The sequence below is a fragment of the Streptomyces sp. BJ20 genome (genome assembly GCF_022869105.1).
Taxonomy (GTDB): Bacteria; Actinomycetota; Actinomycetes; order Streptomycetales; family Streptomycetaceae; genus Streptomyces; species Streptomyces griseoincarnatus.
In genome coordinates, this window is record NZ_CP094918.1 from 1,370,375 (window position 1) to 1,386,428 (window position 16,054).

10 protein-coding genes are annotated in these 16,054 nt (G+C 72.7%); 4 read left to right on the forward strand and 6 right to left on the reverse strand.

All coding sequences use genetic code 11. The features are described 5' to 3' along the window. Positions 1 to 59 precede the first annotated feature (59 nt). Both MTR79_RS06490 and MTR79_RS06495 read right to left on the reverse strand, forming a co-directional pair. Positions 60 to 743, reverse strand: a complete 684-nt coding sequence (locus MTR79_RS06490) for a response regulator (protein ID WP_244789524.1) — start codon at positions 741 to 743, stop codon at positions 60 to 62. Then, positions 740 to 2,383: a sensor histidine kinase gene (locus tag MTR79_RS06495; protein WP_086702123.1), complete on the reverse strand. Its 1,644-nt coding sequence runs from the start codon at positions 2,381 to 2,383 to the stop codon at positions 740 to 742. Before MTR79_RS06495 ends, MTR79_RS06490 begins: the two co-directional genes overlap by 4 nt. Before the next feature lie 155 nt (positions 2,384 to 2,538). Between MTR79_RS06495 and MTR79_RS06500 the strand changes: the two genes are divergently transcribed. From MTR79_RS06500 to MTR79_RS06515, 4 genes are all read left to right on the forward strand, one after another. After that, positions 2,539 to 3,939 (forward strand): cation:dicarboxylase symporter family transporter, encoded by a 1,401-nt coding sequence (locus tag MTR79_RS06500; protein ID WP_189364153.1) that lies wholly within the window; start codon positions 2,539 to 2,541, stop codon positions 3,937 to 3,939. Positions 3,940 to 4,142: 203 nt separating this feature from the next. Beyond that, positions 4,143 to 4,571 carry a MerR family transcriptional regulator gene (locus tag MTR79_RS06505; RefSeq protein ID WP_048459271.1) on the forward strand — a complete coding sequence of 143 codons (429 nt, stop codon included), beginning with the start codon at positions 4,143 to 4,145 and terminating at the stop codon, positions 4,569 to 4,571. Then, positions 4,568 to 4,891, forward strand: a complete 324-nt coding sequence (locus MTR79_RS06510) for a thioredoxin family protein (protein WP_048459272.1) — start codon at positions 4,568 to 4,570, stop codon at positions 4,889 to 4,891. Before MTR79_RS06505 ends, MTR79_RS06510 begins: the two co-directional genes overlap by 4 nt. Before the next feature lie 175 nt (positions 4,892 to 5,066). Next, positions 5,067 to 7,298: an AAA family ATPase gene (locus MTR79_RS06515; RefSeq protein WP_244793077.1), complete on the forward strand. Its 2,232-nt coding sequence runs from the start codon at positions 5,067 to 5,069 to the stop codon at positions 7,296 to 7,298. Between the two features lie 15 nt (positions 7,299 to 7,313). On the opposite strand, the gene glgB is transcribed toward MTR79_RS06515, so the two are convergent. The 4 genes from glgB to MTR79_RS06535 all read right to left on the reverse strand — a co-directional run bounded on the left by glgB (position 7,314) and on the right by MTR79_RS06535 (position 15,482). After that, the gene (gene glgB / locus MTR79_RS06520) at positions 7,314 to 9,548 is read right to left on the reverse strand and encodes a 1,4-alpha-glucan branching enzyme (protein WP_244789525.1); all 2,235 of its coding nucleotides are present in this window, start codon (positions 9,546 to 9,548) and stop codon (positions 7,314 to 7,316) included. A 536-nt stretch (positions 9,549 to 10,084) separates the two neighbouring features. Next, on the reverse strand, positions 10,085 to 11,503 hold the full coding sequence (locus tag MTR79_RS06525) for a maltokinase (RefSeq protein ID WP_086702117.1): 1,419 nt from the start codon (positions 11,501 to 11,503) through the stop codon (positions 10,085 to 10,087). Positions 11,504 to 11,613: 110 nt separating this feature from the next. Continuing rightward, positions 11,614 to 13,314 (reverse strand): maltose alpha-D-glucosyltransferase, encoded by a 1,701-nt coding sequence (gene treS / locus MTR79_RS06530; protein ID WP_114874847.1) that lies wholly within the window; start codon positions 13,312 to 13,314, stop codon positions 11,614 to 11,616. Further along, entirely contained in the window at positions 13,311 to 15,482 is a 2,172-nt protein-coding gene (locus MTR79_RS06535) for an alpha-1,4-glucan--maltose-1-phosphate maltosyltransferase (RefSeq protein WP_244789526.1), read from the reverse strand. The genes treS and MTR79_RS06535 overlap by 4 nt, the downstream gene beginning before the upstream one ends. Positions 15,483 to 16,054 lie beyond the last annotated feature (572 nt).

Consider the following 16,054-nt stretch of genomic DNA (forward strand, 5'->3'; position numbering starts at 1 on the left):
CCGTGGCCGGGCTCGCCTCGCGGGTCGCGCGGTGCGCGCGGGCGGTGTGACGGCCCGCGTCAGTGGCCCGGCACCCACCGGTACTGCAGCTCCGGCCGCCCCACCGTCCCGTACTGGGGCCGGCGGCCCGCGCAGCCGGCGTCGACCAGGTGTTCCAGGTAGCGGCGGGCCGTGATGCGGGAGATGCCGACCGCCTCCGCGACGCCCGTGGCGGTGAGGCCGTCGGGGGCGTCGCGCAGGGCCGTTGAGACGCGTTCCAGGGTGGGGCCGCTGAGGCCCTTCGGGAGGGCGGCCGGGCCGGGGGCGCGCAGGGTCGCCAGCGCGCGGTCGACCTCGTCCTGGCCGCTCGCCTCTCCGGCCGAGGCGCGGAACTCGGCGTACCGGAACAGCCGGTCGCGGAGCGTCGCGAAGGTGAACGGCTTCAGCACGTACTGCACGACGCCGAGCGACACCCCCTCCCGCACCACCGCGAGGTCCCGCGCGGAGGTCACCGCGATCACGTCGGCGTGATGGCCGGCCGCCCGTAGCGTGCGGGCCAGCTGCAGCCCGTGCACGTCCGGCAGGTGCAGGTCGAGAAGCAGCAGGTCGACGCGGGTGCGGTCGAGCGCCCGGCGGGCCTCCGCCCCGGTGTGCGCCTTGCCGACGGCGACGAATCCGGGCACCCGCCCCACGTACATCACGTGCGCGTCGGCGGCCACCGGGTCGTCCTCGACGACCAGCACCCTGATCGGCTGCCCGGTCACACGGCACCGCCCGCGCCGTTCACGACCGCACCGGCCGTCTCCCGCAGCGGGATCCGCACGTCGAACACGGCGCCGCCGTCCTCGCCGGAGGTCACCGCGAGGGTGCCGCCGTGCCGGGACGCCGCCTGCCGGACCAGGGCGAGGCCCAGGCCTCGGCCGCCGGGGCCGGACGGCTTGGTCGTGTAGCCGAGCCGGAACAGCTCCTCGGCGCGGTCCGGGTCGACGCCCGGCCCGGTGTCGCCGACCCGCAGGACCAGCTCCGAGCCGTCCTCCTCGGTCAGCGCCGTCACCGTCACCCGCGGCCGGACCCCGCCCTGCGCCGCGTCCACCGCGTTGTCGATCAGGTTGCCGAGGATGGTCACCAGGTCGCGGGAGGGCAGCGCCCCCGGGAGCAGACCGTCGTCCAGGCGGCTGTCCGGCGACACCACCAGCTCCACGCCCCGCTCGTTGGCCTGCGCGGTCTTGCCCAGCAGCAGTGCCGCAAGGACCGGCTCGCTCACCGCCGCCATCACCTGGTCGGTGAGGGCCTGCGCCAGCTCCAGCTCGGCGGTGGCGAACTCCACGGCCTCCTCGGCCCGGCCCAGCTCGATCAGCGACACCACGGTGTGCAGCCGGTTGGCCGCCTCGTGCGCCTGGGAGCGCAGCGCCTGCGTGAAGCCCCGCTCCGAGTCCAGCTCGCCCATCAGCGACTGCAGCTCGGTGACGTCCCGCAGGGTCACCACCGAGCCGCGCCGCTGGCCGCCGGTGACCGGTGAGGTGTTCACCACCAGCACCCGGTCGGCCGTGAGGTGCACCTCGTCGACCCGGGGTTCGGAGGCGAGCAGCGCACCCGTCAGCGGGGCCGGCAGACCCAGCTCCGCGACCGACCGGCCCACCACGTCCTCCTCCTGGTCCACCCCGAGCAGCTCCCGGCCGCCGTCGTTGATCAGCGCCACCCGGAACTGCCCGTCCAGCATCAGCAGTCCCTCGCGCACGGCGTGCAGCGCGGCCTGATGGTAGTCGTGCATGTGGCTCAGCTCGGTCGCGTTCATCCCGTGCGTGTGCCGGCGCAGCCGCGCGTTGATCACGTACGTGCCGATCGCGCCGAGCCCGAGCGCGCCCGCCGCGACCGCCAGCAGCGCGGCGAGCTGCTCCTGCACCCGCCGGCCGATCTCCTCGACCCGTATGCCCGCGCTGACCAGGCCGACGATCCGGTCGCCGTCCCGCACCGGCGTCACGGCCCGCACGGACGGGCCGAGCGTGCCGGTGTAGGTCTCGGTGAAGGTGCGCCCCTGAAGCGCCGGGCCGGTGTGCCCCTGGAAGGGCAGGCCGATCTGGGCCGGGTCGGGGTGGGTCCAGCGGATGCCCCGCGGATCCATGATCGTGACGAAGTCCACGTCGGTGTCGCGCACCACCGCCACCGCGTACGGCTGGAGCCGCGCCGACGGGTCGGTCGAGCGGATCGCCTCCCGCACCGACGGCGAGTCGGCGACGGAGCGGGCCACCGAGGCGGCCTGCCGTCCCGCGGCCTCCTCGGCCTCGCTGCGGTGGCTGAGATAGGTGGCCAGCGCGTACCCCGCCACGACGACCGTGATCAGCACGGCCTGCATGGCGAAGAGCTGTCCCGCGAGACTGCGGGGCCGGGGGAGGGGGAGGCGCATCCAGCCAGTCTGCCTCGCGCCGTCGCGGTGAACTAAATGAACGGAAGGGTGACCGCACTCACAGGGCGCGACATAGTCACCGCGTTCCCCCGAACCATCCCCCGGACGTGAGCCGCACGCCGGTGATGCCGACGACGACGTCAAGGAGGGCCGCCGTGACCAGCACCGCCGATACGGCACCAGCCGCACCCGAGGCCAAGCGGGACCGCACGCACTATCTCTACATCGCGGTGATCATCGCGGTCGCCCTCGGCATCGCCGTCGGCCTGATCGCGCCGGACTTCGCGGTCGAGCTGAAGCCGATCGGAACCGGCTTCGTGAACCTGATCAAGATGATGATCTCGCCGATCATCTTCTGCACCATCGTGCTGGGCATCGGGTCCGTGCGGAAGGCCGCCAAGGTCGGCGCGGTGGGCGGCATCGCCCTCGGCTACTTCATGGTCATGTCGGTGGTGGCGCTCGCCATCGGCCTGGTCGTCGGCAACATCCTGGAGCCGGGCACCGGCCTCGCGATCACCGACGCGGTCAAGGAGACCGGCCACGCACAGGTCGACGCGGAGGCGAAGGACACCACCGAGTTCCTGCTCGGCATCATCCCGACGACCATCGTGTCCGCGTTCACCCAGGGCGAGGTGCTGCAGACCCTGCTGATCGCCCTGCTGAGCGGCTTCGCCCTGCAGGCCATGGGCAACGCGGGGCAGCCGATCCTGCGTGGCATCGAGCACATCCAGCGGCTGGTCTTCCGCGTCCTCGCCATGATCATGTGGGCGGCCCCGGTCGGCGCGTTCGGCGCGATGGCCGCGGTCACCGGCTCGGCCGGCCTGGACGCGCTCAAGAGCCTCGCCGTGCTGATGCTCGGCTTCTACGTCACCTGTGTGCTGTTCATCTTCGTGGTGCTCGGCGCGATGCTGAAGATCGTCGCCGGCCTGAACGTGTGGACCCTGTTCAAGTACCTGGGCCGTGAGTTCCTGCTGATCCTGTCCACCTCCTCCTCCGAGTCCGCGCTGCCGCGGCTCATCGCGAAGATGGAGCACCTGGGCGTCAGCAAGCCGGTGGTCGGCATCACCGTCCCGACCGGCTACTCCTTCAACCTCGACGGCACCATGATCTACATGACCATGGCCTCGCTGTTCATCGCCGACGCCATGGGTACGCCGATGTCGGTCGGCGAGCAGATCCCGCTGCTGCTGTTCCTGCTGGTCGCCTCGAAGGGCGCCGCCGGTGTCACCGGCGCCGGCCTCGCGACCCTGGCCGGCGGTCTGCAGTCGCACAAGCCCGCCCTCGTGGACGGCATCGGCCTGATCGTCGGCATCGACCGCTTCATGAGCGAGGCCCGCGCGCTGACGAACTTCGCCGGCAACGCGATCGCCACCGTGCTGATCGGCACCTGGACGAAGGAGATCGACAAGGAGCGGGTCGCCGAGGTGCTGGCCGGCCGCGCCCCGTTCGACGAGAGCACGCTGCTGGACGACCACGGCCACGACCACGGCGCCGGCCGGGGCGACGGCGCCGAGGCGTCCGAGCCGGGCAGTGAGAAGGAACTCGCCAAGGCCTGAACCGGGCCGAGGCGCCGCACACCCCGGCCGGCCGGGCCGCACCCCCGTCGCTCCGGCCGGCCGGTCTCCGGAGGCCCACCCCCCGTCAGGGCCTCCCACCGGGCGGCCGGACTCCTCCCCCGTGAGTCCGGCCGCCCGGCCTTTTCCCGTCCCCGGCCCCCGCCCTTGCCCTGACGCCCGCGTCAAGCTCTACGTTCGACGGCATGCGAATCGGCGAGCTGGCCGCACGCGCCGGGACCACGACGCGGACGCTGCGGTACTACGAGTCCCGCGGGCTGCTGCCCGCACGGCGGAACGGGAACGGACACCGGACGTACGACGAGTCCGACCTGAGGCTGCTGCGGCAGATCCGCACGCTCCAGGACTTCGGGTTCGGCCTGGAGGAGACCCGGCCGTTCGTGGAGTGCCTGCGCGCCGGGCACCCCGAGGGCGACTCCTGCCCTGCCTCGCTCCAGGTCTACCGGCGCAAGCTCGGCGAGCTCGACACGCTCATCGCCGAGCTGGGCGCGGTGCGGGAGCAGGTCGGGCGGCAGCTGGCGAGGGCGGAGGCGGCCCGTGCGGCGTTGGCCGCCGACGCGGCGGTCCCGGGTGGTCCGGTACCGGAGTGCGAACTGGGAGGGGGACCGCGATGAGCGGCGTGCCCGAGGTGACCGACGCGGATTTCGCGGAGGAGGTGCTGGGCGCCGGGCTTCCGGTGCTGGTGGAGTTCACCGCCGACTGGTGCCCGCCGTGCCGGCAGATGGCGCCGGTGCTGCGTGAGCTGGCCGCGGCGGAGGAAGGCCGGCTGAAGGTGGTCCAGCTGAACGTGGACCGCAATCCGGCCACGACCAACGCGTACAAGGTGCTGTCGATGCCGACCTTCATGGTGTTCCGCGACGGTGAGCCGCTGCGCTCCATGGTCGGCGCGCGGCCGGGCCGGCGGCTGCGGGAGGAACTGCGCGACGTGCTCTGACCCGCCGCCCTCCGCACCGCACGAAGAAAACCCCCGGGTAATTGCGCCCGGGGGTTTTCCTTGCGTATATTCGTTGATTCACGCCTTCGTTATGAGAAGTCGCGAAGAAGTTCAGTGAGCACAGTATATCCGGGCGGGAGTGGAATTGTCAAACACCGAATATCCGGACGATGAATTGCGGCAGGAACAGGAATTCATCGACGGACTGTACGCACGGGTGGACGTCCTGCGGGGCGACGCCGAGGCCGGTGTGGCGGACGCCCTCGCCCAGGGGCACACACCCCGGCAGGCCCGGCTGGAGCGGGACATCCTGGTCGCCGAACGCTCCGGGCTGCTCGCCGCGCTGAACGCGGTGGACGGCTCCCTCTGCTTCGGCCGCATCGACCTCGCCTCGGGGCAGACCCACCACATCGGACGCATCGGCCTGCGCGCCGACGACGACGAGCTCACCCCGCTCCTCATCGACTGGCGGGCCGACGTCGCCCGCCCGTTCTATCTGGCCACCGGTCATACCCCGATGGGGCTGCGCCGCCGCCGGCACATCGCCACCGAGGGCCGCCGGGTCACCGACCTGCACGACGAGATCCTCGACCTCGGCGACGACACCCGCACCGGCCACGAGGACCCCACCGGCGACGCCGTGCTGCTCGCCGCCCTGAACTCCGCCCGCACCGGCCGCATGGGCGACATCGTCCGCACCATCCAAGCGGACCAGGACCGCATCATCCGCGCCCCGCACCGGGGCGTCATGGTGGTCGAGGGCGGCCCCGGCACCGGCAAGACCGCCGTCGCCCTGCACCGGGCCGCGTACCTGCTCTACGAGCACCGTGAACTGCTCGCCCGCCGCGCCGTGCTGATCGTCGGACCCAACCCGGCGTTCCTCGGCTACATCGGCGAGGTGCTGCCCAGCCTCGGTGAGACCGGGGTGCTCCTCGCGACCGTCGGCGAGCTGTTCCCGGGCGTGCGGACCACCCGTACGGACGCCCCGGAGGCCGCCGCCGTCAAGGGGCGGGCGGAGATGGCCGGCGTGCTCGCGGAGTACGTCCGCGACCGGCAGGCGCTGCCCGACCCGGTCATCGCCATCGAGCACGACCGCGAGGTCCTGATGCTCGACGACGGCCTGGTGAACGTCGCCCGGGAGCGCACCCGCGCCACGAAGCTGCCGCACAACCTCGCCCGCGAGCACTTCGAGGGACACATCCTCAACACGCTCACCGACATGCTCGCCGAACGCATCGGCACCGACCCGTACGACGGGTCCAACCTGCTCGACCCGAGCGACATCACCCAGATCCGCGACGAGCTGGCCGAGAACCCCGAGGTGTGGTCCGCGATCGACCAGCTCTGGCCGCGCATCACCCCGCAGCGCCTGGTCGCGGACTTCCTCGCCGCCCCCGAGGGCTACCTCCCCGACGAGGAAGCCGCCGCGATCCGCCGCCCCGTCACCCGGCACTGGACCGTCTCCGACGTGCCGCTGCTCGACGAGGCCGCCGAACTCCTCGGCGAGGACGACCGCCTGGCCCGCGAGCGCGCCGAACGCGAGCGGCAGCGGCAGATCGCCTACGCCCAGGGCGTGCTGGACGTCTCCTACGCCTCCCGGACCTTCGAGTTCGAGGACAAGGAGGAGGGCGACCCCGAGTCCTCCGAGGTGCTGTCCGCGCACGACATCATCGACGCCGAGCGGTTCGCCGAACGGCACGAGGAGGACGACCACCGCAGCGCCGCCGAGCGTGCCGCCGCCGACCGCACCTGGGCGTTCGGCCACATCATCGTGGACGAGGCGCAGGAGCTCTCCCCGATGGCGTGGCGGCTGCTGATGCGGCGCAGCCCCACCCGGTCGATGACGCTGGTCGGCGACCCGGCGCAGACCTCGGAGGCGGGCGGCGTCGGCTCCTGGGAGGGCATCCTCGCCCCGTACGTCGAGGACCGCTGGGAGCACCACCGGCTCGGCGTCAATTACCGCACCCCGGCGGAGGTCATGGAGGTCGCCGCCGCCGTGGTCCGGGACGCTCACCCCGGCTTCGAGCCGCCCAGCTCGGTCCGCGCCACCGGGGTGAAGCCGTGGGCCCGCGCCGCCGCGGACCTGCCCGCCGCCACCGCCGAGGCGGTCGAGGAGCTCACCCCCGAGGAGGGCCGTCTCGCGGTCATCGCCCCCCGCGAGCTGCACCGCGCCCTGGCCGCCCGCCTGGACGGGGTCACGGCGGGCGCCGAGCCGGACCTCACCCACCAGGTGGTGCTCCTCGACCCGCGCCAGGCCAAGGGACTCGAGTTCGACTCGGTCCTGGTGGTCGAGCCGGGCCGCTACGGCACCAGCGACCTGTACGTGGCGCTCACCCGCGCCACCCAGCGGCTCGGCGTGCTGCACACCGAGCCGCTCCCGGAGCCGCTGGCCGAGGCGCTCGCGTAGACCGCCCGCCCGCCGTCACGCCGGGCGCAGCCACACCGTCGCCAGGGGCGGCAGGGTCAGCCGGATGCTCGCCGGCAGGCCGTGCCACCCCTGCGGCTCCGGCTTCACCGTGTCGGGGTTGGGGACGTCGGAGCCGCCGTAGCGGGCCGCGTCGGTGTTCAGGGCCTCGTGCCAGGCGGGCACGTCGTCCGGGACGCCGATGCGGTAGTCGTGCCGCACCACGGGCGCGAAGTGGGACACCGCGAGCAGCGGCGAGCCGTCGGCGTCGTACCGCAGGAACGCCAGCACGTTGTCGTCGGCGGCGTCCCCGGTCACCCAGCGGAAGCCGGCCGGCTCGGTGTCGTACTGCCACAGCGCCGGGCTGGCCCGGTAGACGGTGTTGAGGTCGCGCACCAGGTCCCGCACGCCGCGGTGGTCGGCCTCCGCGCCGTAGTGCGGGTCGAGCAGCCACCAGTCGGGGCCGTGCGCCTCCGACCACTCCGCGCCCTGCGCGAACTCCTGCCCCATGAAGAGGAGTTGCTTGCCGGGGTGGGCCCACATGAAGCCCAGGTAGGCGCGCAGGTCGGCGCGCCGGCGCCACCAGTCGCCGGGCATCTTCGACACCAGGGACCGCTTGCCGTGCACCACCTCGTCGTGGGAGATCGGCAGCACGTAGTTCTCGCTGTACGCGTACACCATCGAGAACGTCATCTCGCCGTGGTGGTACCGGCGGTGCACCGGCTCGTGGCTCATGTACTCCAGCGAGTCGTGCATCCAGCCCATGTTCCACTTCAGCCCGAAGCCCAGCCCGCCGAAGCCGCTCGGGCCGCGGTGGTGGGTGGCGCGGGTGACGCCGTCCCAGGCGGTGGACTCCTCGGCGATCGTCACGACCCCCGGCACCCTGCGGTACACGGTGGCGTTCATCTCCTGCAGGAACGCCACCGCGTCCAGGTTCTCCCGGCCGCCGTGCTCGTTCGGCGTCCACTGGCCGGGCTCGCGCGAGTAGTCCAGGTAGAGCATGGAGGCGACCGCGTCGACCCGCAGCCCGTCGATGTGGAACTCCTCGCACCAGTACAGGGCGTTGGCCACCAGGAAGTTGCGCACCTCGCGCCGCCCGAAGTCGAACTCCAGGGTGCCCCAGTCGGGGTGCGCGGCGCGCAGCGGATCGGAGTGCTCGTACAGCGGGCGGCCGTCGAACTCGGCCAGCGCCCACTCGTCACGCGGGAAGTGCGCCGGCACCCAGTCCATGATCACGCCGATCCCCGCCCGGTGCAGGGCGTCCACCAGGTACCTGAAGTCGTCCGGGGTGCCGAGCCGGGCGGTCGGCGCGTAGAACCCGGTGACCTGGTAGCCCCACGACCCGCCGAAGGGGTGCTCGGCGACCGGCATCAGCTCGACGTGCGTGAAGCCCAGGTCCTTCACGTACGCGGGCAGCTGCTCGGCGAGCTGCCGGTAGGTGAGCCCCGGCCGCCACGACGGCAGGTGCACCTCGTACACGGAGAGCGGCGCCCGGTGCGCGGGCACCTCCGCCCGCCGCTCCAGCCACTGCGCGTCGCCCCACTCGTACCGCGACGACGTGACGATCGACGAGGTGGCCGGGGGCACCTCCGTGCGGCGGGCCATCGGGTCGGCGCGCAGGGTCTTCGAGCCGTCGGGGCGGGTGATCTCGAACTTGTACAGCTCACCCTCGCCGATCCCCGGCACGAACAGCTCCCACACCCCGGACGAGCCCAGCGAGCGCATCGGGAAGCCGGTGCCGTCCCAGAAGTTGAACGAGCCCGCGACCCGCACCCCGAGCGCGTTCGGCGCCCACACCGAGAAGCGGGTGCCGCTCACCCCCTGGTGGGCCGTCGGATGGGCGCCCAGCACCGTCCACAGCTCCTCGTGCCGGCCCTCGCCGATCAGATGCAGGTCCAGCTCGCCCAGCGTCGGCAGGAAGCGGTAGGCGTCCTCCGTCTCCACCTCGGTCCCCTCGTACGCGACGCGCAGCCGGTACGCCGGGACCTCCCGCAGCGGCAGCAGCCCGGAGAAGAAGCCGTCGCCGTCGTCGTGCAGGCCGACGGTCATGCCGCCGGACACCACGGTCACCGCCCGCGCGTACGGCCGGAACGCCCGGAAGGCGATCCCGCCCGGCACGGGGTGCGCGCCCAGCACGGAGTGCGGCGCGTGATGGGTCCCGTGCAGCAGCCGCTCCCGGTCGCCGGCGTCCACGGCGGGGGAGACGGCGATCTCCGCCTCCGGCGGGGCGAGCCGTTGGGCGTCCTCCGGCACGGGGTCCGTCGACGCTGCCGGTGTCGAAGGCCCCGGTGTCGTCCGCGTGGCGCCACGGCCGCGGGTCCCGGCGGCCTTTCGACCCCCCGGCGCCCGTTGCGCGTCACCCGTCCCGGTGGGCGTGGCCCCGGGGACCGCCGGCCCGGCAGGCGCCGTCGTCCCGCCCGGGGCCTCCTCCACGGCGGGAGCCCTGTCGGCCGGAGTCTTCCCAGACGGCGTCGTGCCCGCCGGTGCCGAACCGGCCTGCCTCCTGCCGGCCGTCTTCCTCGCCGTCGCCTTCTCGGCGGCGGCCTTCCGCACCGTGGCCTTCGCCGCCGGCGCGCTCCGGGAGGCGGCGGCCGTCTTCTTCGAGGGCGTCTTGCGCGCGGCGGGCTTCTCCGTCGCGGCCGAAGCGGGCTGCTTCTTCGCGGGCGTCTTCTTCCGCGCGGGCGCCGGTGGCTCGGTGTGCCGCCGGTCGGCCGGCTGTTCCGGGAACGGACCGCTGGACTCGGGGCGGGGGGTCACGGGCGAAGCCTCCTGGACGCGGGTCGGGTGGATCAGGTCGGGTCGGCCGAGGCGAGCCGGTGCAGCGCCGCCATCGGCACGGGCAGCCAGTCGGGGCGGTGCCGGGCCTCGTAGACCGCTTCGTAGACCGCCTTGTCGGTCTCGTACGCGCGCAGCAGCACCGGCTCGGTACGCGGGTCGCGGCCTGCGGCCTCCGCGTACCCGGCGCAGTAGGCCGCCCGGCAGTGGGTGGCCCAGTCGGGCTGCGGCGGGTCCGTCGTGCGCGCCGCGTAGTCGAAGGAGCGCAGCATGCCCGCCACGTCCCGCACGGCCGGCTGCGGCATCCGGCGCTCGGCCAGCGGCCGGGCCGGCTCCCCCTCGAAGTCGATGAGCGACCAGATGCCGGCCGGGGAGCGCAGGCACTGCCCGAGGTGCAGGTCGCCGTGGACCCGTTGGGCGGTCCAGGTGCGGCCCTCGGACGCGAGGTCGTCCAGCGCGGTGTACGCCGAGCGCAGATCCTCCGCGTACGGCCGCAGCGCGGGCACCGCGTGCACGGCCGTCTCCAGCCGCTCGGTCATGCCGTCGACGAGGGCGCGCATCTGCGCATGACCCAGGGTGACCGCGGGCAGGGCGCGCGCCAGCGCGGTGTGCACCTCGGCGGTGGCCCGCCCGATGGCCCGCGCCTCGGCGGCGAAGTCCTCGCCCTTGGCCAGCTCCCGCAGCGCCAGCTCCCAGCCGTCGGTGGCGCCCTGCACGAACGGCTGGAGCACACCCAGGACGTACGGCTCGGCCGTGTGCGACGGCCCGGCCGTGTCCTCGGCGTCGGCGACCAGCCACGCCGTCGGCGGGGGCACCCGGGGACAGCCCTCGCGGGCCAGCGCCAGCGGCAGCTCCAGGTCGGGGTTGATGCCGGGCACCACCCGGCGCATCAGTTTCAGGATGAACGTGTCGCCGTAGACGACGGACGAGTTCGACTGCTCGGCGGTCATCAGTCGCGGCACCAGCCCGGGCCGTATCTCCTGGCGCGGGTCGCGCTCGAAGCGAAGCCCGCCGATCCGGGCCTGGGTGCGCAGGGCCTCAAGGAGCAGATCGGCGGGCCGGGTGTCGTGCAGGGCCTCGTAGACCGTCCGTCCGGCCAGGGGGCCCTGCGACACATGACCGATCAGCGCGGGCGCCAGCCGGGGCGGCAGCGCCTCGCGCACGCCTATGAACAGCTGGTAGCAGTCGCCCGGCTGCTCGTGCCCGACATGGCCGGGCTGGAGGGGCTGATGGGCGCGCACCAGCAGGTGGTAGAGGCCGAGCTTGCCACCGGCCGGCAACAGCTCGGTGGCCGCGACCAGGTCGAACCCGGTGACCGGGCGGCCCTTCCCGGCGAACCACCGCTGTCTCGGCAGCCACTCCCGCAACAGTGGATCCAGTGACGCAAGGAGGCCGGGCGGGGTCGTGACGGTGCGTGTGACGGCTTCCGACATGGCGTCGCGTCCTTTCCCCTCTGTCGGCGCGCCACGGGGCGCCGCCGGTGGGCGGGGTGTTACTCATGCGTGCCCCGGGCGGGGCGGGGGAAACCGCCCCGCCCCGGGTTCTACGCGGCGTCCTTCCGGAGCCGGAACCAGTAGAAGCCGTGCCCCCCGAGCGTCATCAGGTACGGCAGCTCGCCGACGGCCGGGAACCGCACCCCGCCGAACAGCTCCACCGGGTGCCGCCCCTCGAAGGCGCTGAGATCCAGCTCCGTGGGCTGCGCGAAGCGGGAGAAGTTGTTGACGCAGAGGACCAGGTCGTCCTCGTACTCGCGGAGGAAGGCGAGGACGGCGGGGTTGGAGGAGGGCAGTTCGGTGTAGGAGCCGAGGCCGAACGCGGGGTTCTGCTTGCGGATCTCGATCATGCGCCGGGTCCAGTGGAGCAGGCTGGAGGGTGAGGCCATGGAGGCTTCGACGCTGGTGACCTGGTAGCCGTAGACCGGGTCCATGATCGTCGGCAGGTAGAGGCGGCCGGGGTCGGAGGAGGAGAAGCCGGCGTTGCGGTCGGGGGTCCACTGCATGGGGGTGCGGACGGCGTCGCGGTCGCCGAGCCAGATGTTGTCGCCCATGCCGATCTCGTCGCCGTAGTAGATGATCGGCGAGCCGGGCAGGGACAGCAGGAGGGCGTTGAAGAGTTCGATCTGGTTGCGGTCGTTGTCGAGGAGGGGGGCGAGGCGGCGGCGGATGCCGATGTTGGCGCGCATGCGGGGGTCTTTGGCGTATTCGGCCCACATGTAGTCGCGTTCCTCGTCGGTGACCATCTCCAGGGTGAGCTCGTCGTGGTTGCGCAGGAAGATGCCCCACTGGCAGCCGGAGGGGATGGCGGGGGTCTTGGCGAGGATTTCGGAGACGGGGTAGCGGGACTCGCGGCGGACGGCCATGAAGATGCGGGGCATGACGGGGAAGTGGAAGGCCATGTGGCATTCGTCGCCGCCGGCGGTGTAGTCGCCGAAGTAGTCGACGACGTCCTCGGGCCATTGGTTGGCCTCGGCGAGGAGGACGGTGTCGGGGTACTGGGTGTCGATCTCCTTGCGGACCCGCTTGAGGAACGCGTGCGTCGCCGGGAGGTTCTCGCAGTTCGTCCCCTCCTCCTGGTACAGGTACGGCACCGCGTCCAGCCGGAACCCGTCGATCCCGAGGTCCAGCCAGAACTTCAGCGCGGAGATCATCTCCTCCTGCACGGCCGGGTTCTCGTAGTTCAGGTCCGGCTGGTGCGAGAAGAAGCGGTGCCAGTAGTACTGCTTGCGTACGGGGTCGTACGTCCAGTTCGACGCCTCGGTGTCGACGAAGATGATGCGGGCGTCCTGGAACTGCTTGTCGTCGTCGGCCCACACGTAGTAGTCGCCGTACGGACCGTCGGGGTCGCGCCTGGACTCCTGGAACCACGGGTGCTGGTCGCTGGTGTGGTTCATGACGAAGTCGATGATCACGCGCATGCCGCGCTGATGGGCGGAGTCGACGAACTCCACGAAGTCGGCGAGGTCGCCGAACTCGGGCAGCACGGCGGTGTAGTCGGCGACGTCGTACCCGCCGTCGCGCAGCGGCGACTTGAAGAACGGCGGCAGCCACAGACAGTCGACGCCCAGCCACTGCAGGTAGTCCAGCTTGGCGGTCAGACCTTTCAGATCACCGATGCCGTCCCCGTTGCTGTCCTGGAAGGAGCGGACGAGGACCTCGTAGAAGACGGCGCGTTTGAACCAGTCGGGGTCCCGGTCCTTGGCGGGGGTGTCTTCGAAGGTGTCCGGGACGGGTTCGTTGACGCTCATGTGGCGGATGACCCTCCGATCTGCGGGGTGGACGGTCGCAGAACCGTGCTGTGCGTCCCGGGAGGCCCGTCCCCGGACCTCCCGCCGACGACGAGTACATGTGCCCCGCCCGGACCGAGACGCACATAGTTGGCGCTGCCCCATTGATAGGTCTCGCCGGTGAGCTCGTCGCGCACCGGCACCGACTCGTGCCAGTCCAGGCCGAGTTGCGGCATGTCCAACGAGACCGTCGCCTCCTGGGTGTGCCGGGTGTCGAGATTGGCGACCACGAGCACCGTGTTGCCGTCCCGCCGCTTCGAGTAGGCGATGACCTCCTCCTTGTCCGCCTGGTGGAAGTGGAGGTCGCGCAGCTGCCGCAGGGCGGGGTTCTCCCGGCGGATGGTGTTGAGGCGGGTGATCAGAGGGGCGATGGTGCGGCCCTCGCGTGCGGCGGCTTCCCAGTCGCGGGGTTTGAGCTGGTACTTCTCGCTGTCGAGGTACTCCTCGCTGCCGTCGCGCAGCGGGGTGTTCTCGCACAGTTCGTAGCCGCTGTAGATGCCCCAGGCGGGGGAGAGGGTGGCGGCGAGGACGGCGCGGACCTCGAAGGCGGGCCGGCCGCCGTGCTGGAGGTAGGCGTGCAGGATGTCGGGGGTGTTGGCGAAGAAGTTGGGCCGCATGTAGGAGGCGGCCTCCCCCGACAGTTCGGTCAGGTACTCCGTCAGTTCCTGCTTGGTGTTCCGCCAGGTGAAGTAGGTGTAGGACTGCTGGAAGCCGATCTGGGCCAGGGTGTGCATCATCGCCGGGCGGGTGAAGGCCTCCGCCAGGAAGATGACGTCGGGGTCGCCGGCGTTGATCTCCCCGATGACGCGTTCCCAGAACACGACGGGCTTGGTGTGCGGGTTGTCCACCCGGAAGATCCGCACCCCGGCGTCCATCCAGTGCCGAAGGATCCGGCAGGTCTCTCTGACCAGGCCGTCCATGTCGGCGTCGAACGCGATCGGGTAGATGTCCTGGTACTTCTTCGGCGGGTTCTCCGCGTACGCGATGGAGCCGTCGGGGCGGTGGTGGAACCACTCGGGGTGCTTGTGCACCCACGGGTGGTCCGGCGAGCACTGGAGGGCGAAGTCGAGGGCGACCTCCATGCCCAGGTCCCGGGCGCGGTCCACGAACCGGGTGAAGTCCTCCAGCGTGCCCAGGCGCGGATGCACCGCGTCGTGGCCGCCCTCGGGGGAGCCGATGGCCCACGGCACGCCCACGTCGTCCGGGCCGGCGTCCAGGGTGTTGTTCGGGCCCTTGCGGAAGGTGGTGCCGATCGGGTGGATGGGGGGCAGGTAGACGACGTCGAAGCCCATCGCGGCGATCGCCGGGAGCCGGCGCGCGGCCGTCTCGAAGGTGCCGTGCGGCTGCTCGGGCGTGCCCTCGGACCGGGGGAAGAACTCGTACCAGGACCCGAACAGGGCGCGCTCCCGCTCGACGAGCAGGGGCAGCGGCTCACTGCTGGTGACCAGCTCCCGCAACGGGTGCTTCGCCAGCACCGCGTCCACCTCCGGCGTCAACGCCGCCGCCAGCCGGGTGGCCGCCGGGCGTTCCGTGTCACGCAGGGCCGCCACGGCCGCGCGCAGCACCTCCCGGCCACCGGGGCCGGGCACCTGTTCCGCCGCCCGCTCGTGCAGCCGGGCGCCCTCCTCCAGCACCAGCTCGGTGTCGATGCCCGCCGGGACCTTGATCTGCGCGTGGTGCCGCCAGGTGGTGACCGGGTCGCCCCACGCCTCCACCGCGTACGTCCACAGGCCCGTGCCCGTCGGCGTGACGGTCGCCCCCCACCGGTCCGTGCCGGGCGCCAGCTCCCGCATCGGCGTGAAGGGCCCGGGGCGTCCCTGCGGGTCGCGCAGCACCACGTTCGCCGCGACCGCGTCGTGCCCCTCCCGGAACACGGTCGCGGTCACCTCGAACGCCTCGCCCTCGACGGCCTTCGCGGGCCGGCGCCCCTGCCGCACCAGCGGCCGGACGTCCAGCAGGGGGATACGTCCCACGGAGGTCTCGGGGGCCGCCGGGGGCGCGGTGGCGCGTGTGAGGGACGGTGCGGCCTCGGTGCGGGACGGGCGGTCGCGCGCGGGCGCTGGGCCGGGGCGGGCGGACGCCTTGGCGCCGGACGGCGAGGGGGATGACGAGTGGTGCTTGGCGGGCATGACCGCTCCTGTCCGCGTCAACGAGGGTGGGCGGATGACTGTGGGGAGGTGGGTCCTGCGAGGTCTCAGTGGGGTGTACCCGCAGGAGCCTTCCCACACCGTTCGGGTGGGCAATCCGGCCCTTTGTTAACTACTCACGCGTATGTCGACACACAAGACCGGCCGGAGCCCTTCGGCGCCCTGGGGGACCGGAGCGCGCCCGTGCTGGGCTCGTTCCCACCGGTCGCGGGCCCTTCGAAGCGCGTACGGCGCCGCGGCGCACGCGGGCGCCGCGGCGGACGGGGCACGAGCCGCGGGTGCGCCGCCTGCTCCGTGCGGTGACCAGCGGCTTCGCCGCACGCGCCGCCCGTCGCCCGTCCGGGGCGCGTCGACGTGCCCGCGTCGCGCGTCGGCGGCGGCACGTGACCGGTGGGACAGGCGGGGCGGAAGGGGCGTGCGGGGCGCGAACACCACAGGTGACGTGAGGGCGAATCCGGCGGCCGGCGGAAACGGCCGGTTTCTTGTCCTGCCCGGCGGCCTGCCCGGGGCGCGCGGTGCGCGACAGTCGCGGAGCGGCGGCGCGACGCGGGGTG

Bases quoted from the DNA above. Each gene is read 5' to 3' on its own strand.
- MTR79_RS06505 (WP_048459271.1), top strand. From the start codon at position 4,143: ATGCGAATCGGCGAGCTGGCCGCACGCGCCGGGACCACGACGCGGACG.
- MTR79_RS06495 (WP_086702123.1), bottom strand. From the start codon at position 2,383: ATGCGCCTCCCCCTCCCCCGGCCCCGCAGTCTCGCGGGACAGCTCTTC.
- treS (WP_114874847.1), bottom strand. From the start codon at position 13,314: ATGAGCGTCAACGAACCCGTCCCGGACACCTTCGAAGACACCCCCGCC.
- MTR79_RS06535 (WP_244789526.1), bottom strand. From the start codon at position 15,482: ATGCCCGCCAAGCACCACTCGTCATCCCCCTCGCCGTCCGGCGCCAAG.
- MTR79_RS06510 (WP_048459272.1), top strand. From the start codon at position 4,568: ATGAGCGGCGTGCCCGAGGTGACCGACGCGGATTTCGCGGAGGAGGTG.
- MTR79_RS06525 (WP_086702117.1), bottom strand. From the start codon at position 11,503: ATGTCGGAAGCCGTCACACGCACCGTCACGACCCCGCCCGGCCTCCTT.